An 18,480-nucleotide genomic window follows, 5' to 3' on the forward strand; every position below is an offset into this window, starting at 1 on the left:
TTTTGGTCTGCTAAATAGGCGCGATCAACCATCAATCGGGCCTTTAATTGTCATGCGCCTTATCATCCCTGCCGCCCTGGTCGCAGCCGCTTTCGCGCCGCTACCCACGCCGTTCGCATCGGCGGAAGCCCAACAGGTCTCCCCTGCCTATACCTTTTTGAAGGCAGTGGAGGATCGGGACGGCACCAAGGCGACGTCGATGCTGCAGACGCCGTCCAACAGGGTGGTGAACGCGCAGCGCTCCAGCGATGGCAAGACCGCCATGCATATGGTGGTCGAACGGCGCGATTCCACCTGGATCACCTTCCTGCTCGCCAATAAGGCGGATCCCAATATCGGCGATCGCAATGGTGACACGCCGCTGATGCTGGCGACGCAGCTGGGTTATCTGGACGGGATGGAGCTGCTGCTGAAATATGGCGGCAAGGTGGACGAAGCGAATCGCGCCGGAGAGACACCGCTTATCCGGGCCGTCCAGCTGCGCGACAGCGAGGCTATCCGGCTGCTGATGAAGAACGGTGCCAATCCGAACATTACGGATCATGCCAGCGGTCGCTCGGCACTCGATTACGCCAAGCTGGACCGGCGTTCGAGTGATCTGGTCGATCTTTTGCAGAACAAGCCCGCCGCCGAGCCGGAAAGCAAAGGCGAACTGGACTTCTCCGGCATCAAATAAGTCTGCGGCAGACTTGGTTATGCTGACCGGACAGCTGTCTCAATCGGATGGCTCCGGCCCCCAGCCCACTTCCGGATCGCACAGCATGGTGTGCCGCCGCATGGCGATACGCGCCAGCCGCTGGCATTCGGTCTTGCGCCGCGCCGCCGCCAGCGGCGTGCTGACCGCCGGACGCACAATCGCCGCGTCATACGCATCTGCGACGATCAGGCCCGTGCGCTCTGGCTCCAGAACCTCACGCTCCAGCAACTTGTCGTCCATCTCCGGCGGCACCGCCCAGTAGAACCGGTCACAAAATTCCAGATAGTCGCGCCACTTCTGATCGCCGAGCAGATCGGCGCGCGAGCATTTGATCTCCACGATGATCAGCTGCCCCTTGGCATCGATGCCCATCAGGTCCGCACGTCGGCCGTTGCGCAAGGACACCTCGGGAAGCAGAAAAATCTGGTGCCTCGCGAACATGCGGCGAAGGCCACGGGTGACGGCGGCGGCACCGCAGAGATCGGGTTGGGTAGCGATATCGAGCATGGTCGGAGACTAGAACAGGACGGGAACATAATAAAGGCCCCAAAAGCGGGGCCCTTATCATCCGTCTGTCATGCGCTCGTTCAGCGGTAGAAGATGTGCCGGTCCACCGCTCCGATGCGCGTCAGGCGCCAACCGGGCTTCACATAATTGGCGTGGAAGAACAGGGCATCGTCCACATCGGTCTGCCAGCTATCGTCCAGCGCGATCTTGGCGATGGCCTTGGCGCGCTTCCAGGCCCGGCTGGATTTTGCGATCCGGGGCATCTTTCCGCCGCGCACGAAGCTGAACTGGCTTTTCTGGTAGACAACACCGCAGATCGAATTCGGCCAGCGCGAAGAAGCAGTGCGATTGAGCACCACCTTGGCAACGGCCAGCTGGCCTTCCAGCGATTCGCCCTTCGATTCGAAATAGATGGTTCCGGCCAGGCAGCGCTGCTCGGCATCGAGATCGGCGCTGCTGTCCTGCATATCGACAAGCTGGGCGAGCGAGGTTGCTTCGCTGAAATCGGGGGCCTTCGGAGCAGAGCGCTCGGGCAACGGCATGATCACCGGATTGCTTACGAAGACGATGTTTTCATCATTGGGCTGGGCGGTATCATCTTCCGCCGCAACGGCGGCATCGACAGCCGCTTCATTGGCCTTCAGTTCGGCCAGTACCGCCGGATCGATCCGGATTTCACCGGCGTCCAGAATGTTTTGTTGCTGCTCTTCAGCAGCGAAAGCAGAGCTGACATCGGTCAGCGTGATGGCAGTGAGAGCCAAAACAAAAAGAGCCGCGGCAGCCGCAGCTTTCAGATAATGGAACATTGCATTCGCTTGTTAAGCGGCAGATGCCCGCTGAGCAGAAACCTAAAAAACGCTAACCCAATCTGCTCGGGACGATCTTCCGTCTCGCGTGTTTGCCGATTCTCGTCCCCCCAGACGGAACCATTGGCCACTTGCGCTCGTTATGGGGGGCGCATTTAGCGTGGTTGTTTCCGGAGTCAAACGAAGTCGTGCAGAAGCGCGATGAACCGTTCCGAGTCCGGGATATCCAGATCTATTAACCAAAGATCCGGATCAACTGCTCGCTTCTGGTCGAGAAATACCGTCAATTTCTGTTCGTTTTCAAACAGTTGCGTTTCGGTCTCCCGCCAGCTCGGCGGTCCGTCCCATCGCAGCGCGCGCCGGATGAGCGCAGGCGATCCGCCTCTTTCACGAGAGATGATGAGGATGTCTCCGGCGACAGGATCGCCGCGCGACAGCACCATCGCGAACCCGCCTTCTCGCTCGCAAAGCCGTCGAATCGCGTCGACCTGTACCTTGGCGGCGACGCGCGGTTCGCTCATGCGCTCTTGTAACCGGGCAATCCCGCGAGCGGAATGTGCGATCGCATGAAGGTGCCGGTGCCACGCCCCGCTTCTTCGCCATCGCCATCGATCAGTGTCGCTTCGGCAACATAGACACGCTTGCGACCGCTCAGCCAGCGACCGCTTGCGCGCAGGCGCCCCGGTTTGATCGGCTTCGTAAAGAGCAGGTTGAAGGCGGTGGTGAGCACGAAACGGTCGGTCACCAAGCTGTTCACCGCATAAAAGGCGGCATCGTCGAGCATCTTGAAATAGGATGATCCATGCACCGCGCCCGCGGCATGGAAATAGCGTTCGTCGACATCGAAAACGATATCGCACTGGCCGGGGCCGGTAATCGCAATATCCGATTCGAACAGGCGGTTGATCGGTGCCGCCCGATAGAGCGACTCAAGCGCGCGGAAATGCGCTTCCTCTCCACTTCCGGTGGGGGGCGGCTCAGGCGGCGTCGAACTCATAGAGCCCCGATAACAGCGAAAAGATCGCCGCGGCATCGGCCGCGCCGCGCAACCGTTCCTGGTTCGACTCGCTCCGCATGGCGCGAGATACTTCGGCGAGCACGCGCAGATGCCGCGCTCCGTCCCCCGCAGGCGAGACGAGACAGAAGATCAGATCGACGGGCCGATCGTCGATGCTGGCATAATCCAGCGCCTTATCCAGCCGCACAAAAAGACCCAGTGGCTCGTCCAGTCCCGCGAGGCGCGCATGCGGGATGGCAACGCCCGATCCAAATCCGGTCGACCCGAGGCTCTCGCGCTGTTCGAGCGCGGCGCGCAACTGTTCCACATCCAGCCCGTAAGCCGCGCCTGCTTGCTGCGACAGCAATTCGAACAACGCATGTTTGCTAGCGATCGAGGCTCGTGACATCACCGCGTCTTCGCGCAAGCCGCAGCTGAGTTGAATATTCATGGATTAGGCTCCGCACCCCAACGCGGTGCGTCGAATTGTTCTAGTCGTTCCCGCCCACGGACGCGTTGTCGGCCGTGGGCGGTGACGGAAATTCAGGATGCGGTCTGAGGCTCTACCCATCCGATCGTGCCGTCGTTGCGGCGATAGACCATATTATGCCGCCCTGTTCCAGAATTTTTGAACAATAGGGCAGGCGTATCGCGCATGTTGAGCACCATGACCGCGTCGGAGACCGAAACTTCGGGAATATTGGCACGCAACTCTGCAATAATCGGCGGTGCGTCGGCCACTTCGTCCGCCTCAGCTTCGGAATCGAACACCGTATAGCCGGCCTCTTCTTCCTTCAGCGCCTGTGCGGCCTGGCTATGACGATCGTTCAAGCGGCGCTTATAGCGGCGCAGCTGCTTTTCGATCTTGTTGAGCGAGGCGTCGAACGCCTGGTGCGCGTCCTGCGCATTGGCCGATGCATTGAGCCAGAGGCCCTGCATCACATGGGTCACGATATCGCAGCTGAAGCCGTCATGCGGGCCGCGGCCAAAAGTGGCCTGACCCGAAATGGTTTCGGGAAAATATTTTTCGGAAAGCGCCGTCATCTTGGTCTCGACATGCTCGCGCAGAGCCTCACCCGTATCGACCTGATGGCCCGAAACCTGAATCTTCATGGGATTTTTCTCCTTCTGGTTGTCGCTCAACGGCCCGGAAGCCGAAGGGTTCAGACGCGCGCGCGGCCACTGCTCCAAAGCGAGCCTTCGATGCCCGCGACGAAAGCCTGATGGCGCGCAAGCTCGGCCTCCGTCGGCGCATGGTGGCGCGGCGGGCGCATCGGCCCGGTGGGCAGCAGGCTGGGCGCAGTGCGCGATGTGGCAGCCGCATCGTCCGCATCCGCCGCCAGGCCCAGACCGATCTGCCGCCCACCGGTCAGCTCAATATAAAGCTGTGCCAGCAGTTCGGCATCCAGCAGCGCGCCATGCTTGACGCGGTGGGACCGATCGATCCCGTAGCGGCTGCAAAGGGCATCGAGCGAAGCCTTCGCCCCGGGATGCTTTTTGCGCGCAATCGCCAGCGTATCGACCATCCGCGCATAATCGACGGTGGGCTGACCGCACCGATCGAGTTCCATATTGAGGAAGCCGAAATCGAACATGGCGTTGTGCGCGACAAGCTTGTCGTCACCAATGAAGTCCAGAAGCTCCAGCGCCTTTTCGTTGAAGCGCGGCTTGTCCTTCAGAAACGCATCGCCAAGGCCGTGAACACGTTCGGCGCCCGGATCCATCGCCCGTTCGGGATTGAAATAGCAGTGATAGGTCCGGCCGGTCATCACCCGGTCGATCATCTCGATACAGCCGATCTCGACCATCCGGTCCCCATTTTCATGATCGGTGCCGGTGGTTTCGGTATCGAAGACGATTTCGCGCATACTTATCATATCGGCCTTTTCGCCGAATCAGGCAAGGGAGGCACGCATGTTCGCGACCAGCTCGTTTACCTGCGCGCGTGTTTCCTCCAGCGTCGTTCCAGTGTCGATCACATGGTCCGCACGGGCGCGCTTGGCGGCATCGTCCAGCTGGACGCCGAGAATATGTTCGAACTTCTCTTCCGTCATGCCCGGCCGCGCCAGAACGCGTTCTCGCTGCACCTTGGCGGGCGCGCTGACAACAACAACAACATCGACACCTTCGGTCCCGCCCTTTTCGAACAGGAGCGGAATATCGAACAGGATCAACGGTGCATCGCGATGCTCCTCCGAAAAGGCGAGGCGGCGGTTCGCGACGACAGGGTGAACGATCGATTCTAGCCGCGCCAGTTCATCCGGCTTGCCAAACACCTTCGCGCCAAGATCATCCCGCTTTACGCCGCCTTCGCCGGTGCTGCCGGGGAAGGCCGCCTCGATCAGCGGAACGAGCGCGCCGCCCGGTCCCTGCAATTCGCGCACGACGGCGTCAGCATCGAACACGGGAACACCGGCTTCGGCAAACATCGCGGCAACGGTAGATTTGCCCATGCCGATCGACCCGGTGAGGCCGATCACCAGCGGCTGCACCTTTTGCGCTGCGCTCACGCGCCCAGCTTTTCGAACAGGGCGTCTTGGCCTTCTTCCGGCGCAGGCTGCCCGAAGAACAGTTCAAAGGCGAAGGCGGCCTGCGCCACCAGCATGGACAGGCCGTCCACCGTTTCAAGATCGCGGTCCGCCGCCTGCCGTAGGAGGGCGGTCTCGACCGGCTTATAGACCAGATCATAAACCAGCGCGCCGCGCTTCAGCGGATCGAGATTCAGCTCCAACGCTTCCTGCCCGGCCATGCCGAGCGGACTGGCGTTCACCAGCAAATGTGCGGGCGGCAGCTTGGCGTCGAAATCCTGCACGCCGCCTTTCAGGCCGAAATGGGCGAGAAGGCCCATGGCTTTCAAGCCGCTGCGGGCGACCATGGTCACTTCGCCGATCCCACCCTTGGCGAGCGCGAACAGCACCGCGCGGGCCGCGCCGCCCGAGCCGACGACGACGGCATGGCGTCCGCTCCAATTCCGCTCTGAAATGGGCGCCCAGAAGCCTGCCGCATCGGTATTGGTGCCGGTAAGCTGGCCGTCTTCGCTGCGAAACACGGTGTTGATCGCGCCGATACTCTCCCGCACGCCGCCCGGATCGGCGACATGATCGAGCGCGGCCACCTTGTGCGGGATCGTGACGTTGCAGCCCATCCAGTCCGGATCGGAGGCGCGATCGGCGAAATAATCCGCCAGTTCGTCCGGCTTCACATGCGCTGTGCGATAGTCCGCATCGATCCCCAACTTCTTGAGCCAGAAGCGGTGGATCATCGGTGATTTGCTGTGCGCTACCGGATCGCCGATCACCTCGGCATAAGGCTGGCCGGTAATGGCTTTCATGACGGCATGACTTTCCGATCGCGAAGAAACTGGAGGAGCGGGAGGAGCGGCAGGCCAAGGATCGCGAAATGGCTGCCCTCGACGCGGGTGAACAGCTGTGCGCCCTTCCCCTCATATTCGAAGCAGCCGCTGGTGTGCCGGATCGCGTCCCACTCTGCGTCGACATAGGAGTGGATGAATTCGGGCGAGAGCGCACGCACATGCAGCTTCGCGGTTTCCACGTGCCGCCAGATGGGCTTGCCGCCCTCCACCATCACCGCGGCGCTGTGCAGACGGTGCGTCCCTCCGGACATAGCGGCAAGCTGCTCGCGCGCAGCCTGCGGGCTCTCCGGCTTGTCCAGCCGTACGCCGCTTGCCAGCTCCAGCATCGAATCCGCACCCAGCACCAGTTGATCCGGTGAAGCTTGCGATCCGCGGAGCGCCTTGGCTTCGGCCAGCGCATCAGCCTGGTCGCGCGGCTTCAAATCGGCGAGCGCCTCTTTCAAAGCGTCTTCATCGACTCGCGCAGGCTTCACCTCGAACGGAACGCCCGCCGCCTCCAGCATCTGCCGCCGGATTGCGCTGCCCGAGGCCAGGACGATGCCGCTCATATGATAGTCCACGTCATATGATATTTCCTTGGCGCTTGCGGCCGGACAGCTCGCGGTCGTTCGCGAGATTGATGATGGCTGCGGCGGTTTCCTCGATCGAGCGGCGCGTCACGTCGATCACTGGCCAGCCGCGATCGGCGAAGATGCGCCGCGCAAACTTCACCTCGGCCTGCACCTTGTCCCCTTCCACATAATCGGTTTCTGGCGCCTGGTTGAGCGACAGAAGGCGGTTGCGGCGGATCTGCACCAAGCGGTCCGCGCTGGTGGTGAGTCCCACGATCAGCGGATTGCGCAGCTGATAGAGCGTTTCGGGCGGCGGCGATTCCACCACGATCGGGATGTTCGCCGTCTTGAACCCGCGATTGGCGAGATAGATGCTGGTCGGCGTTTTCGAGGTCCGCGACACGCCGGCAAGGATGATGTCCGCTTCCTCCCAGCCTTCCTGCAGCAGCCCGTCATCATGCGCGATGGTGAACTGGATGGCCTCGACCCGCGCGAAATAGGCGGCATCCAGGCTGTGCTGGCGTCCGGGCCGTGCCTTGGCCTCCTGCCCGAACATGTCGGACAATGCATCGGTGACCGCATCGAGCGCGGGCACCGCCGGAAGTCCCAGCGCACGGCAGCGGTTTTCCAGCTTGCGCCGCGTTTCGGAATTGACGAGCGTGAACAGTACCATGCCGGGATTTTCGGCAACATCGTCCAGAATGCGTTCCAGATGCACATCGGACCGCACCATCGGCCAGAAATGCTTCACGACGTCGACTTCATCGAACTGGGCCAGAGCGGCCTTCACGATATTGTCGAGCGTTTCGCCGGTGGAGTCGGAAAGCAGATGCAGGTGGAAGCGGTCCATGCGGCACAGCTTTGTTGGGAGCCAGTGGATAAATCAAGGGATAGCGCCGGGGAGTATCTGGCCTGCGGACAAAGCCGCAAGCCTCAATCGATTCGCCCAGCAATCATCCACAGCCTGGCTTTTGTTTCCGCAGCCTGTTGATAAGGCGCACAGGGCTTCGCGAATCCATTGCAGAGTCGCGCGGCGGTGGGAGTCAATCTGTTGGCAAAGGCGGTGGATGGACCTAGTACGGCGCTTGTCCACGGCCCAACTCCCATCAACAATCTCTCTTTTAAATATATAAGGATTTAGGAAGCCCATGACCGGCGGAACCGAACAGCCTGCGACCGACAAGCCTCTGCTCGCTGTCCTGCGCGGGGAACGCCGGGATCCACCGCCAGTCTGGCTCATGCGGCAGGCCGGACGCTATCTCTCGGAATATCGCGCGCTGCGGGCCGAGAAGGGCGGATTTCTCGATCTGGTCTACGATAGCGAGGCGGCTGCCGAAGTGACCTTGCAGCCGATCCGTCGCTTCGGGTTCAACGGGGCGATCCTGTTTTCCGATATATTGATCATTCCCCACGCGCTGGGGCAGGACCTGCAGTTCGTGAAGGGAGAGGGCCCGCGTCTTTCGCCGATCCTGGCCGAGCATGACTTCGCCGAACTGACGCCCGATTTCACGCGCTTCGATCCGATCTATGAGACCGTGCGCCGGGTGAAGGCGGAACTGCCCGCTGACGTCACCATGCTGGGCTTCGCAGGCAGCCCCTGGACGGTCGCGACCTATATGGTGGCGGGCGAGGGGAGCCGTGATCAAGCGACTGCGCGGCGCATGGCCTATGGCGAGCCGGAGCGCTTCGGTGCGCTGATCGATCGGCTGGTCGAAGTCAGCATTGAATATCTGAGCGGCCAGATCGAGGCGGGCGCGGATGCGGTGCAGCTGTTCGATAGCTGGGCCGGATCGCTCAGTCCTGCGCAGTTCGATCGCTGGGTAATCGCGCCGAACCGTGCGATCGTCGAAGGCGTGCGCGCGCGCCATCCCGATACGCCGATCATCGGCTTTCCCAAGGGCGCCGGTGGAAAGCTTGCCGCTTATGCGGAAGGGACGGGCGTCGATGCGCTGGGCCTGGACGAAACGGTCGATCCGGTCTGGGCAAATGATGTCCTGCCGAAGGGCCTGCCAGTGCAGGGCAATCTCGATCCGCTGGCGCTGATCGCCGGTGGAACGGAGCTGGAGCAGGCGGTGTCCGCGATCCGCGATGCTTTCCCCGATCGCCCGCATATCTTCAATCTGGGCCACGGCATCCTGCCCGATACGCCGGTCGATCATGTCCGGAAATTGCTTGGGATGCTTGGCCGAAACGCCTAAACGGACGAAATGGAAACGCTCTCGGTGCTCTATCTCTGGCTGAAGGCAGCCCACATCATTTTCGTGATTTTCTGGATGGCCGGGCTGTTCATGCTGCCGCGGCTGTACGTTTATCATCAGGAGGCCGCACCGGGCTCTGAAGAGGCCGAGAAATTCGCCGACCGCGAGCGCAAGCTGATCAAGATCATCCTCAACCCGTCAATGATCCTGGTCTGGATTCTGGGGATCACCCTGGCGGTCACGATCCAGGCTTGGTCGATGGGCTGGTTCGGCGCCAAAGTCCTGCTCGTGCTCGGCCTGTCGGGCTATCACGGCTATCTCATCGCTTACGGCAAGAAGCTGGCGCGCGGCGAACGCCCGTTGACCGGTAAGGCGCTGCGCCTTCTGAACGAAGTGCCTGCGATCGCTATTGCGATCATCGTTGTTCTGGTGGTGGTGAAACCTTTCTAGCAGCGTAGCGGGGGGTCGGCTGCCATGCGGACTATTCGCCACAGCTGCGATTGACAGCCCTCGCGGCGCGCCGTAAATCGGTCGCGAACGGCCCGTCCGGGCCTCCTCATTCGTGCGCACGGCCTTCCTGCCGATCCCAGCGCCCGCAATTTTCCAGCATCAACAACGTCCCGCATCGTGCCGGGAATGGATTTTCATATGCATCTTCAGGAACTTAAGGACACCGCGCCCGCCGAACTGGTTTCGATGGCCGAGGAAATGGGCGTCGAGGGCGCCAGCACGCTGCGCAAACAGGACCTGATGTTCGCCATCCTCAAGGAATGCGCGGACGATGGTGAGGAAATCCTGGGGCTAGGCACGATCGAAGTTCTTCCCGACGGGTTCGGCTTCCTGCGCAGTCCGGAGGCGAACTATCTTGCCGGACCGGACGACATCTACGTCTCGCCCAATATGGTGCGCCAGTTCGGTTTGCGCACCGGCGACACCGTAGAGGGTGAAATCCGCGCGCCCCGCGACGGGGAACGCTATTTCGCGCTTACCAAGGTGATGAAGGTCAATTTCGACGATCCCGACGCGGTGCGTCACCGGGTGAACTTCGACAACCTCACGCCGCTCTATCCCGACAGCAAGCTGACGCTCGACAATGTCGATCCGACGGTGAAGGACAAGAGCGCGCGTGTGATCGACATCATCTCGCCGCAGGGCAAGGGCCAGCGCGCGCTGATCGTGGCGCCGCCGCGCACGGGTAAAACCGTTTTGCTGCAGAACATCGCCAAAGCGATCACGGACAACCATCCCGAAGTGTACCTGCTCGTGCTGCTGATCGACGAGCGGCCCGAGGAAGTCACCGACATGCAGCGCTCGGTGAACGGCGAGGTGATCAGTTCTACCTTCGACGAACCGGCCAACCGCCATGTGCAGGTCGCCGAGATGGTGATCGAGAAGGCCAAGCGCCTGGTCGAGCACAAGAAGGATGTGGTGATCCTGCTAGACTCCATCACGCGCCTCGGCCGCGCGTACAATACGGTGGTGCCGAGCTCGGGCAAGGTGCTGACCGGCGGTGTCGATGCGAACGCCCTGCAGCGCCCCAAGCGCTTCTTCGGCGCCGCGCGCAATATCGAGGAGGGCGGCTCGCTCTCCATCATCGCCACCGCGCTGATCGATACCGGCAGCCGAATGGACGAGGTGATCTTCGAAGAGTTCAAGGGCACCGGCAACAGCGAAATTGTTCTCGACCGCAAGGTGGCCGACAAGCGCATCTTCCCTGCGCTGGACGTGGGCAAGTCCGGCACCCGGAAGGAAGAGCTGCTGGTCGAGAAGGACGTGCTGTCCAAGATGTGGGTGCTGCGCCGCATCCTCATGCAGATGGGCACGATCGATGCGATGGAGTTCCTGCTCGACAAGATGAAGGATTCCAAGTCGAACGAGGATTTCTTCGACTCGATGAATCAGTAGGGCGGTTCGGGCAACCCGCCCGGATCGGCCCCGGAAAAGCACATTCATCGGCGGATTCGGTCTTCACCGGATCCGCCGTAACTCTATGGTGAGCACATGATCGACTTGCTTCTCTTCGCCCAGGCTGCCGCATCCGCAGGGATGGGTTCGCCGTCCGAAATCTGGCAACATATCGTCAGCGACTTCTCGAACATTACCGAGCCTTCGCAGCTCGCCGCGTTCGGGCAGGTGCTGGCGATCGATCTGTTGCTTGCCGGTGACAACGCCATCGTGGTTGGTGCACTGGCCGCCGGATTGCCCGCCGCGGATCGGAAGAAGGTGATCCTGATCGGTATCGGCGCAGCGCTGGTGCTGCGCATAATTTTCGCGCTGGTCGTCACCTGGCTGCTCGGTATTGTCGGCCTCGTCTTCGCGGGCGGCCTGCTGCTTCTGTGGGTGGCGTGGAAATTCTATCGTGAACTTCGCGAAGGCGGCAGTGCTGCCGGCGAGGAAGTAGGCGTCAAACCCGTCAAGAGCTTCGCCGCGGCTGCATGGGCGGTGGCCGTTGCCGACGTGTCCATGAGCCTCGATAATGTGCTTGCGGTGGCCGGTGCCGCGCGCGAGCATCCGGGCATTCTGGTAGTCGGCCTGATCCTTTCCGTGATCCTGATGGGCCTAGCGGCCAACATCATTGCCAAATATATCGAGCGGCACCGCTGGCTGGGCTATCTGGGCCTTTTGGTGATCGTCTACGTGGCCGGCAAGATGATCTACGAAGGCCTGGTGGGCGGCGGCGAGACGATTGGATTGCTCTCTCTCTTCACCTGAGATTTCGGTTTTCAGCTATTTGCAGGACACAAAAAGATGGCCGACAGCGCATTGCACTGTCGGCCATTTATTTTGCCCATTGCGGGGTAAAATTGGGACTGATGGGTCAGCCGAGATGTTCGGCGAAAAAATCCATCGTGCGCTTGTCGGCCAGATCTGCGTTTTCCTCATCGCGGCGTTTGCCGAATTCGGTCGCAAAACCGTGGTCCATGCCCGGATAGTCGTACAGCGTGACCTTCGGATGATCGTCCAGGCCCTCATGCATTTTAGCCTGTGTTTCCTTGTCTACGAAGCCGTCTTCCTCCGGGATATGCAGGATCAACGGGTTGGAGATAGCCTCTTTCTCCCCCAGAAGTTCATCGACTCCGACGGCATAATAGCCAACGGTGGCGTCGCTATCCGTGCGTGCCGCGGTCATATAGGCAAGGCGGCCCCCGAGGCAGTATCCCACCGCGCCGACCTTCTTGGCACCAAATTCGCTGCGAGCGAACTTGATCGTTGCTTCAATATCGCGAACGCCTTCATCCTGATCGAACTTGCCCATCAGATCGAGCGCTTCCTGCATCTCACCTTCGATATCCGGATCGAGCTCGATCCCGCGTTCTAATTGCCAGAACAAATCCGGTGCGAGCGCGAGATAGCCAGCTTCCGCGAGCTTGTCCGCTTTGCGACGAATTCCGGCGTTTACGCCGAAAATCTCCTGGATGACCACGATCGCAGCCTTCACTTCGCCTTCCGGCTCGGCAACATAGCAATTGAAGCTGTTCTCGCCGTCGAGCGTATCGATGCTGCGCAGTGCTGTCATAGGGGATTCTCCTGATCATTGCGGACGGCCCACCCGTCGCTATCTTGACTCCATCAGCAACGTGCGGCGTCCAACGCCGTTCCGATCAAAGCCGAAGGAGGCCGAGCGCCATGAAGATGAACATCGAGATCAATTGCACGCCCGAAGAGGCTCGGCGATTCATGGGACTGCCCGATGTGACCAAGGCCAATGAAATCTACGTCGATAACGTCGCTCAGGCGATGAAGGGCGCGACGAATCTGGAACAGCTGGAAACATTCGCGAAGCAGATGGCTCCGATGGGTCAAATGGGTCTGAAACTGTTTCAGAACTTCATGGAAGGCGCGGCCACGTCTGCAGTGACTGGTGGCAAAAGTTCAAGCAAGCCTAGGGATAGCTGACGCCCGCTCAGCCAGTGATGGATACAATCTTTGCACTATCTAGCGGAGCGCCGCCGGCTGGCATTGCCGTCATTCGGATAAGCGGGCCGCAGGCATCGCACGCGCTCAGCCTGCTGGCGGGGGATGAGATCAAGTCGAGGCAGCTGACCTACCGGCAGTTGGCGGGGCCGGATGGCGCTATTCTGGATCAGTCGCTGGTCACGATCTTTCCCGGCCCAAGGTCAGCCACGGGCGAGGACCTGGCGGAGTTGCATCTGCACGGGGGCCGCGCTGTGGTGAATGCGGTGCTAGAGGCGTTGGGCTCGATCGAGGGATTGCGACCTGCGGAGGCTGGTGAGTTCACACGGCGCGCTTTTGCGAACGGGCGGATCGATCTCGGCCAGGCAGAAGCCTTGTCCGATCTCCTGTCGGCGGAAACCGAATGGCAGCGCCGGGCGGCTATCGACATGGCCAGCAGTCGCTTCGGGAGGCTTGTCGATGCCTGGCGAGAACGCTTGCTGTTGCTATCGGCTATGGTCGAAGCGGATCTGGATTTTTCGGACGAAGATGATGTGAGCGGCTCATCGGCCGAGTTGGTAGATGCCGGTCGGCTGGCAGCCGAAATAAGGGATACGTTAGACGCTCCGCCTGCGGAACGCCTGCGTGACGGTATCCGGGTCGTCCTCGCCGGTCCGCCCAATAGCGGGAAATCAAGTCTGCTCAACGCGCTGGTATCGCGCGAGGCGGCGATAGTATCGGACGAGGCAGGGACGACCCGTGATGTCATCGAAGTGCCCGTGGCGTTTGGTGGTCTCGCGTTCCTGCTGAGTGATACTGCTGGTCTTCGTGAGTCGACAGCCAATCGTATCGAATCGATAGGGATTGAGCGCGCACGATCAACGTTTGATCGTGCTGACATCCTGTTGTGGTTGGGCGAGGAAGGGGAGGGACCCGCTCACGCAGCGCTGATCGAAATTGCTGCCAAGTCCGATGTCGGGGGGGTGAAGTCCATCGATGTTTTACGCGTGTCTGCGCACACGCGGGAGGGTGTCGATGAACTTATCGCGCTGTTGGTTCACCGCGGGCGTTCTTTGGTACCAAGTGAAAACCAATTCGCCTTGAATGCGAGGCAGCGTGCGGCGTTACAGGACGCCGCTATTGCCTTCGAAACGGCTACCCGGCTCGCTGATCCGCTGATGCAAGCCGAAGAGCTTCGGCACGCGCGTCTGGCATTTGACCGGCTTACGGGCCGAACGAACACTGAAGACATGCTGGATCGTATTTTCAGCGGTTTCTGCATCGGGAAATAATGTTCCACGTGAAACAACCGCTTTTTGACCGAGCCAGCAGCTTTGTTTAAACAGGCTCTATGACCAAAAAATTCGACGTGATTGTGGTTGGCGGCGGCCATGCCGGTTGTGAAGCCGCTGCTGCCGCTGCGCGGATGGGCTGTACTGTCGGCTTGGTAACGCTAGACGCTACGAAAATCGGGGCAATGTCCTGCAATCCGGCCATCGGCGGATTAGGAAAAGGTCATCTGGTGCGGGAGGTCGACGCGCTGGACGGGCTGATCGCAAGAGCTGCCGATGCCGCGGCGATCCATTATAGGATGTTGAACCGGAGCAAGGGCGCAGCTGTACGCGGTCCGCGCGTGCAGGCCGATCGTCGCCTCTTTGGGCGAGCGATCCGCTCAGCATTGGCCAGTTTACCGGGTCTGTCTATTATAGAGGGCGAGGCGGCTGCCCTGCGCCTCGGTGCCGGATCGATTCGGGGTGTCACGCTAGCGGAAGGTACAGAGCTTTATAGCGCCGCGGTTGTGCTTGCCACTGGCACCTTTCTGGGCGGAAGGTTGTTTCGTGGCGAAGAGCGATTTGAGGGCGGCCGGATTGGGGAGGGGGCAGCGCACCGCCTTGCCGAGCAATTGCGCGACGCCGCTCTTCCGCTCGCTCGTCTGAAGACCGGCACGCCTCCACGGCTTGATGGACGAACCATCAACTGGGCGGCGTTGGAGCGTCAGGAAAGCGACGACGAGCTATGGAAGATGTCGCCGTTGAGCCCGAAGCGACGCCTGCCTCAATCGTTTTGCGCAATAACGAGAACAAACACGCTCACGCACGACATCATCCGGAGCGGACTTGATCGCTCTCCCCTATTCGGCGGCGATATCGCCGGCGCCGGTCCGCGATACTGTCCATCAATCGAAGACAAAATTCATCGCTTCGGAGACCGCGACGGCCATCAGATCTTCTTGGAGCCGGAAGGGCTGGACGATCACATGGTCTATCCGAACGGGATCAGCACGTCGCTGCCGGTCGATATCCAGTCGCGGATGATCCGGAGCATAGGAGGACTGGAACAGGCCGAGATCGCCGTGGCCGGCTACGCTGTTGAGTACGATCACATCGATCCGCGCGCGCTAGACCATGGCCTGCAGGTTCGGGCGATCCCCGGTTTATATTGCGCGGGTCAGATCAACGGGACCACTGGATATGAGGAGGCAGCGGCGCAGGGTCTGGTAGCGGGTATTGCGGCTGCAAGCCGCGCGGGGGGGAAGGACGCTCCAGAGTTCGCGCGATCAGATAGCTATATCGGGGTGATGGTCGATGATCTCATCCTGCAAGGTGTGACCGAACCCTATCGGATGCTGACGGCGCGCGCCGAATATCGTCTTCGGCTGCGGGCTGATAATGCATGGGAACGGCTGACGCAACTTGGTCTTTCTGTCGGCTGTATCAATACCAACCGCAGGCTCTGGGTAGAACAAGCCTGTGCACAAAAGGCACGATTGAATGACGCGCTGGATGCACTTCCGAACCCCAACTCGGATCCTGGAAATCGGGTTTCCGTCCGAGAGCTATTGAGACGGCCGGGAATGCACGCGCGGGACTTCCTGCCAAATGAGGATGAATTGCTGCTCGACTCAATTACCGAAGATATCCGGTACGAACCCTATCTTGCACGCCAGGAGGCGGAGCTTCGGGATTTGCGCGCAAGCCAAGATATGGCCATTCCCGATACGCTCACCTTCAGCAAGATCGCGGGTCTCTCTAATGAAATGGTCGAGCGCTTGGAAGCGTCGCGGCCAGCAACGTTGGCAGCCGCATCGCGCATTCGCGGTGTAACGCCGGCTGCGCTATCGGCCATCTTGGTCGCGAGTCGCCGTGTCGAGCTTGCGTCGTGACGCAGGAGCCGAGTGATGCTGCGATTGAGGTTCCACGTGAAACACATGCGAAACTTGGGGCTTATGTCGAGCTGCTGTTGCAGGAAAATGAGCGGCAGAATCTCATTTCGCGTTCATCTGTCGATGACGTCTGGAACCGCCATATTGAAGACAGTCTTCAACTGATCTCCCATCTGCCCCGGGATGAAAGTGCTGACATCTTGGACCTTGGCTCAGGACCGGGTTTGCCCGGCCTGGTTCTCGCCATCGCGCGGCCGGGCTGGACGCTTCATTTAGTGGAGTCGCGACGCAAACGGTGTGATTTTCTTCTCGAAACCAGTGAGGTGTTGAACTTGGAGAACGTGCGCGTTCATTGCTCTAATGTTCGCTCGCTATCCGCTTTCACGGCCGATGCTATTACAGCCCGCGCTTTTGCGCCGCTTCCGGCATTAATCGCAATGGCGACGCCATTCGCCGCGCGTAGCACGCGTTGGGTACTGCCCCGTGGCGCCAAAGGTGCTATCGAACTATCAGAGCTTCCGAAACGCCATCGTTCGATGTTCCACGTGGAACCTAGCGTGACCGATGAAAGGGCTGTCATTTTGGTAGGGAAAGGCACCCCATGATTACGATCGCGATCGCAAATCAGAAAGGCGGCGTGGGTAAAACCACTACGGCGATCAATCTTGCCACCGCGCTCGCCGCAACAGGCTCGCGCGTGCTGCTGGTCGATCTTGATCCACAGGGAAATGCGTCCACTGGATTGGGCTTGCAGAGTTCTCAGCGAGACTGGACCAGCTATGATCTGCTGCTAGGTGAGGGGACTCTGAACGACTGTATCGTCGCCAGCGATGTGCCCGGCCTCTCCCTCATTCCGGCAACTGTCGACCTGTCAGGAGCCGAGATAGAACTCGTCAGCCGTGACGACCGCTCCCATGCGCTAAGAAATGCGCTGGCCGGTTCGGCTCAGTATGATGTTTGCCTGATCGATTGCCCACCGTCGCTAGGCCTCCTGACAGTCAATGCGCTTGTCGCATCCGACTCCGTGCTGGTGCCCTTGCAGTGCGAATTTTTTGCGCTGGAGGGGCTCAGCCAATTGCTCCAGACCGTGGAGCGGGTTCGCACGCGCTTCAACGATGCGCTGTCGGTAATCGGTGTGGCGCTCACCATGTATGACCGTCGCAATCGTCTGACCGAGCAGGTGTCGGATGACGTTCGTTCGGTGCTCGGGCCAATCGTTTTCGACACCGTGATTCCACGGAATGTACGACTCTCCGAGGCACCTAGCCACGGTGTCCCTGCACTGATTTACGACCATCGCTGCGCTGGATCAGCCGCCTATATCGACCTAGCACGCGAGTTGATCGATCGCCTGCCGAAAGAGGAAATTGCCGCATGAGTGCCACGCGTGACCGGAAACGTGGTTTGGGCCGCGGGCTCGACAGTCTTCTGGGCGATGCGGTACGCGGGCGACCAAGTGAGGATAGCGAAGACGCGAGCCCGGCCGCGATCCGTACGCTGCCGACCGCCTCTCTCACGCCGCATCCGGATCAGCCCCGTCGCCACTTCGCGCAGGCCGCGCTGGACGAGCTCGCAGCGAGCATAAGACAGCGCGGGATCATTCAACCGATTGTGGTGCGGCCGACTCCGCGCGGAAGCGGCTATCAGATTATCGCTGGCGAGCGCCGTTGGCGCGCAGCACAGCGTGCGGCTCTTCACGAGGTCCCGGTGATCGTCCGCGATTTCGAGGACAGCGAAGCGCTTGAGATTGCGCTGATCGAAAATGTTCAGCGCGAGGATTTGAACCCGGTGGAAGAGGCGGAAGCCTATCACCGGCTGACGGAAGAGTTCGGTCACAGCCAGAAAGCTGTCGCAGCGCTCGTTGATAAATCACGCAGCCATGTAGCTAACCTGATGCGTCTGCTGGATCTGCCGCAGTCCGTACGGGAGATGATTCTGGAGGAGCGGCTGCAGATGGGCCATGCGCGCGCTTTGATCGGGCACGACGAGGCCGAGGCGCTTGCACTGCGGACGGAGAAGGAAGGCCTGACTGTTCGTGATGTCGAGCGTCTGGTCCGCAACAGCCGCGACGGCGGATCCGCTCAACCCCGCACAAAATCAGGCAGCACCAAGCGCTCGAACGATCCGGATATCATGGCATTGGAAACGCAATTAAGCGACCTGCTTGGTCTGGATATCGCTATTCACAGCGAGGGCGAGACCGGCCGGATGACAATTCCCTATGCCAGCCTCGATCAGCTCGACATGCTCTGCCAGCGCCTGAGCGGCGGCGATCTCTGACACTGTGGAATAGT

General features: G+C 60.7%; 23 protein-coding genes. 11 read left to right on the forward strand and 12 right to left on the reverse strand.

The annotated features are described in order from the left end of the window. Positions 1-52 precede the first annotated feature (52 nt). A complete protein-coding gene (locus I6A82_RS02925) occupies positions 53-676 on the forward strand; it encodes an ankyrin repeat domain-containing protein (protein ID WP_198093658.1) in 624 nt (207 codons plus the stop codon). 39 nt (positions 677-715) lie between these two features. On the opposite strand, the gene I6A82_RS02930 is transcribed toward I6A82_RS02925, so the two are convergent. The 11 genes from I6A82_RS02930 to I6A82_RS02980 form a co-directional block, all read right to left on the reverse strand. Beyond that, positions 716-1,204, reverse strand: a complete 489-nt coding sequence (locus I6A82_RS02930; protein ID WP_187334981.1) for an MmcB family DNA repair protein — start codon at positions 1,202-1,204, stop codon at positions 716-718. An 80-nt stretch (positions 1,205-1,284) separates the two neighbouring features. Then, positions 1,285-2,010, reverse strand: coding sequence for a cell wall hydrolase (locus I6A82_RS02935; protein WP_198093659.1), 726 nt, complete (start codon positions 2,008-2,010; stop codon positions 1,285-1,287). A gap of 176 nt (positions 2,011-2,186) precedes the next feature. Continuing rightward, complete coding sequence (locus I6A82_RS02940) at positions 2,187-2,531, reverse strand: DUF1491 family protein (protein ID WP_198093660.1); 345 nt, start codon at positions 2,529-2,531, stop codon at positions 2,187-2,189. Next, entirely contained in the window at positions 2,528-3,007 is a 480-nt protein-coding gene (locus I6A82_RS02945; RefSeq protein WP_198093661.1) for a PaaI family thioesterase, read from the reverse strand. The genes I6A82_RS02940 and I6A82_RS02945 overlap by 4 nt, the downstream gene beginning before the upstream one ends. Next, positions 2,988-3,458 carry a PTS sugar transporter subunit IIA gene (locus I6A82_RS02950; protein WP_198093662.1) on the reverse strand — a complete coding sequence of 157 codons (471 nt, stop codon included), beginning with the start codon at positions 3,456-3,458 and terminating at the stop codon, positions 2,988-2,990. Before I6A82_RS02950 ends, I6A82_RS02945 begins: the two co-directional genes overlap by 20 nt. A gap of 92 nt (positions 3,459-3,550) precedes the next feature. Further along, entirely contained in the window at positions 3,551-4,120 is a 570-nt protein-coding gene (hpf, locus tag I6A82_RS02955; protein WP_198093663.1) for a ribosome hibernation-promoting factor, HPF/YfiA family, read from the reverse strand. Between the two features lie 50 nt (positions 4,121-4,170). Beyond that, positions 4,171-4,875, reverse strand: a complete 705-nt coding sequence (gene dnaQ, locus I6A82_RS02960) for a DNA polymerase III subunit epsilon (protein WP_198093664.1) — start codon at positions 4,873-4,875, stop codon at positions 4,171-4,173. 27 nt (positions 4,876-4,902) lie between these two features. Beyond that, positions 4,903-5,517, reverse strand: a complete 615-nt coding sequence (gene coaE, locus I6A82_RS02965) for a dephospho-CoA kinase (RefSeq protein WP_198093665.1) — start codon at positions 5,515-5,517, stop codon at positions 4,903-4,905. Then, positions 5,514-6,338, reverse strand: coding sequence for a shikimate dehydrogenase family protein (locus tag I6A82_RS02970; protein ID WP_198093666.1), 825 nt, complete (start codon positions 6,336-6,338; stop codon positions 5,514-5,516). Before I6A82_RS02970 ends, coaE begins: the two co-directional genes overlap by 4 nt. Then, positions 6,335-6,928 (reverse strand): Maf family protein, encoded by a 594-nt coding sequence (locus tag I6A82_RS02975; protein ID WP_198093667.1) that lies wholly within the window; start codon positions 6,926-6,928, stop codon positions 6,335-6,337. The genes I6A82_RS02970 and I6A82_RS02975 overlap by 4 nt, the downstream gene beginning before the upstream one ends. A 13-nt stretch (positions 6,929-6,941) precedes the next feature. Then, a complete protein-coding gene (locus I6A82_RS02980) occupies positions 6,942-7,781 on the reverse strand; it encodes a pyruvate, water dikinase regulatory protein (protein WP_187334973.1) in 840 nt (279 codons plus the stop codon). A 298-nt stretch (positions 7,782-8,079) separates the two neighbouring features. Between I6A82_RS02980 and hemE the strand changes: the two genes are divergently transcribed. The 4 genes from hemE to I6A82_RS03000 all read left to right on the forward strand — a co-directional run bounded on the left by hemE (position 8,080) and on the right by I6A82_RS03000 (position 11,841). Further along, positions 8,080-9,129, forward strand: coding sequence for a uroporphyrinogen decarboxylase (hemE, locus tag I6A82_RS02985; protein ID WP_198093668.1), 1,050 nt, complete (start codon positions 8,080-8,082; stop codon positions 9,127-9,129). A 9-nt stretch (positions 9,130-9,138) separates the two neighbouring features. After that, positions 9,139-9,579, forward strand: a complete 441-nt coding sequence (locus I6A82_RS02990) for a CopD family protein (RefSeq protein ID WP_187334971.1) — start codon at positions 9,139-9,141, stop codon at positions 9,577-9,579. Positions 9,580-9,777: 198 nt separating this feature from the next. Continuing rightward, on the forward strand, positions 9,778-11,034 hold the full coding sequence (gene rho / locus I6A82_RS02995) for a transcription termination factor Rho (protein ID WP_187334970.1): 1,257 nt from the start codon (positions 9,778-9,780) through the stop codon (positions 11,032-11,034). Between the two features lie 96 nt (positions 11,035-11,130). Next, entirely contained in the window at positions 11,131-11,841 is a 711-nt protein-coding gene (locus I6A82_RS03000) for a YjbE family putative metal transport protein (RefSeq protein ID WP_198093669.1), read from the forward strand. A gap of 106 nt (positions 11,842-11,947) precedes the next feature. On the opposite strand, the gene I6A82_RS03005 is transcribed toward I6A82_RS03000, so the two are convergent. Beyond that, positions 11,948-12,646 (reverse strand): dienelactone hydrolase family protein, encoded by a 699-nt coding sequence (locus I6A82_RS03005; protein WP_198093670.1) that lies wholly within the window; start codon positions 12,644-12,646, stop codon positions 11,948-11,950. 110 nt (positions 12,647-12,756) lie between these two features. Between I6A82_RS03005 and I6A82_RS03010 the strand changes: the two genes are divergently transcribed. The 6 genes from I6A82_RS03010 to I6A82_RS03035 are packed head-to-tail and all read left to right on the forward strand — an operon-like array spanning position 12,757 to position 18,466. Continuing rightward, positions 12,757-13,026 carry a DUF6489 family protein gene (locus tag I6A82_RS03010; RefSeq protein WP_198093671.1) on the forward strand — a complete coding sequence of 90 codons (270 nt, stop codon included), beginning with the start codon at positions 12,757-12,759 and terminating at the stop codon, positions 13,024-13,026. A 14-nt stretch (positions 13,027-13,040) separates the two neighbouring features. Further along, positions 13,041-14,315 (forward strand): tRNA uridine-5-carboxymethylaminomethyl(34) synthesis GTPase MnmE, encoded by a 1,275-nt coding sequence (gene mnmE / locus I6A82_RS03015; protein WP_198093672.1) that lies wholly within the window; start codon positions 13,041-13,043, stop codon positions 14,313-14,315. Positions 14,316-14,374: 59 nt separating this feature from the next. Further along, positions 14,375-16,186, forward strand: coding sequence for a tRNA uridine-5-carboxymethylaminomethyl(34) synthesis enzyme MnmG (gene mnmG, locus I6A82_RS03020; protein ID WP_198093673.1), 1,812 nt, complete (start codon positions 14,375-14,377; stop codon positions 16,184-16,186). After that, a complete protein-coding gene (rsmG, locus tag I6A82_RS03025) occupies positions 16,183-16,791 on the forward strand; it encodes a 16S rRNA (guanine(527)-N(7))-methyltransferase RsmG (protein ID WP_198093674.1) in 609 nt (202 codons plus the stop codon). Before mnmG ends, rsmG begins: the two co-directional genes overlap by 4 nt. Continuing rightward, positions 16,788-17,564 (forward strand): ParA family protein, encoded by a 777-nt coding sequence (locus I6A82_RS03030; protein WP_198093675.1) that lies wholly within the window; start codon positions 16,788-16,790, stop codon positions 17,562-17,564. The genes rsmG and I6A82_RS03030 overlap by 4 nt, the downstream gene beginning before the upstream one ends. Continuing rightward, positions 17,561-18,466 (forward strand): ParB/RepB/Spo0J family partition protein, encoded by a 906-nt coding sequence (locus I6A82_RS03035; RefSeq protein ID WP_198093676.1) that lies wholly within the window; start codon positions 17,561-17,563, stop codon positions 18,464-18,466. The genes I6A82_RS03030 and I6A82_RS03035 overlap by 4 nt, the downstream gene beginning before the upstream one ends. Positions 18,467-18,480: the final 14 nt, after the last annotated feature.

Source organism: Novosphingopyxis sp. YJ-S2-01 (assembly GCF_016093175.1).
In the GTDB taxonomy this organism is placed as follows: Bacteria; Pseudomonadota; Alphaproteobacteria; order Sphingomonadales; family Sphingomonadaceae; genus Novosphingopyxis; species Novosphingopyxis iocasae.

Excerpts from the sequence above, each read along its gene's own strand:
- hpf (WP_198093663.1), bottom strand. The coding sequence starts at position 4,120 with ATGAAGATTCAGGTTTCGGGCCATCAGGTCGATACGGGTGAGGCTCTG.
- I6A82_RS03010 (WP_198093671.1), top strand. The coding sequence starts at position 12,757 with ATGAAGATGAACATCGAGATCAATTGCACGCCCGAAGAGGCTCGGCGA.
- I6A82_RS03035 (WP_198093676.1), top strand. The coding sequence starts at position 17,561 with ATGAGTGCCACGCGTGACCGGAAACGTGGTTTGGGCCGCGGGCTCGAC.
- I6A82_RS02990 (WP_187334971.1), top strand. The coding sequence starts at position 9,139 with ATGGAAACGCTCTCGGTGCTCTATCTCTGGCTGAAGGCAGCCCACATC.
- I6A82_RS02970 (WP_198093666.1), bottom strand. The coding sequence starts at position 6,338 with ATGAAAGCCATTACCGGCCAGCCTTATGCCGAGGTGATCGGCGATCCG.
- rho (WP_187334970.1), top strand. The coding sequence starts at position 9,778 with ATGCATCTTCAGGAACTTAAGGACACCGCGCCCGCCGAACTGGTTTCG.
- I6A82_RS02925 (WP_198093658.1), top strand. The coding sequence starts at position 53 with ATGCGCCTTATCATCCCTGCCGCCCTGGTCGCAGCCGCTTTCGCGCCG.
- I6A82_RS02980 (WP_187334973.1), bottom strand. The coding sequence starts at position 7,781 with ATGGACCGCTTCCACCTGCATCTGCTTTCCGACTCCACCGGCGAAACG.
- dnaQ (WP_198093664.1), bottom strand. The coding sequence starts at position 4,875 with ATGCGCGAAATCGTCTTCGATACCGAAACCACCGGCACCGATCATGAA.
- I6A82_RS03005 (WP_198093670.1), bottom strand. The coding sequence starts at position 12,646 with ATGACAGCACTGCGCAGCATCGATACGCTCGACGGCGAGAACAGCTTC.
- I6A82_RS02935 (WP_198093659.1), bottom strand. The coding sequence starts at position 2,010 with ATGTTCCATTATCTGAAAGCTGCGGCTGCCGCGGCTCTTTTTGTTTTG.
- I6A82_RS02930 (WP_187334981.1), bottom strand. The coding sequence starts at position 1,204 with ATGCTCGATATCGCTACCCAACCCGATCTCTGCGGTGCCGCCGCCGTC.
- I6A82_RS03000 (WP_198093669.1), top strand. The coding sequence starts at position 11,131 with ATGATCGACTTGCTTCTCTTCGCCCAGGCTGCCGCATCCGCAGGGATG.
- hemE (WP_198093668.1), top strand. The coding sequence starts at position 8,080 with ATGACCGGCGGAACCGAACAGCCTGCGACCGACAAGCCTCTGCTCGCT.
- I6A82_RS02975 (WP_198093667.1), bottom strand. The coding sequence starts at position 6,928 with ATGAGCGGCATCGTCCTGGCCTCGGGCAGCGCAATCCGGCGGCAGATG.
- I6A82_RS02945 (WP_198093661.1), bottom strand. The coding sequence starts at position 3,007 with ATGAGTTCGACGCCGCCTGAGCCGCCCCCCACCGGAAGTGGAGAGGAA.
- I6A82_RS02950 (WP_198093662.1), bottom strand. The coding sequence starts at position 3,458 with ATGAATATTCAACTCAGCTGCGGCTTGCGCGAAGACGCGGTGATGTCA.
- I6A82_RS02940 (WP_198093660.1), bottom strand. The coding sequence starts at position 2,531 with ATGAGCGAACCGCGCGTCGCCGCCAAGGTACAGGTCGACGCGATTCGA.
- I6A82_RS03030 (WP_198093675.1), top strand. The coding sequence starts at position 16,788 with ATGATTACGATCGCGATCGCAAATCAGAAAGGCGGCGTGGGTAAAACC.
- mnmG (WP_198093673.1), top strand. The coding sequence starts at position 14,375 with ATGACCAAAAAATTCGACGTGATTGTGGTTGGCGGCGGCCATGCCGGT.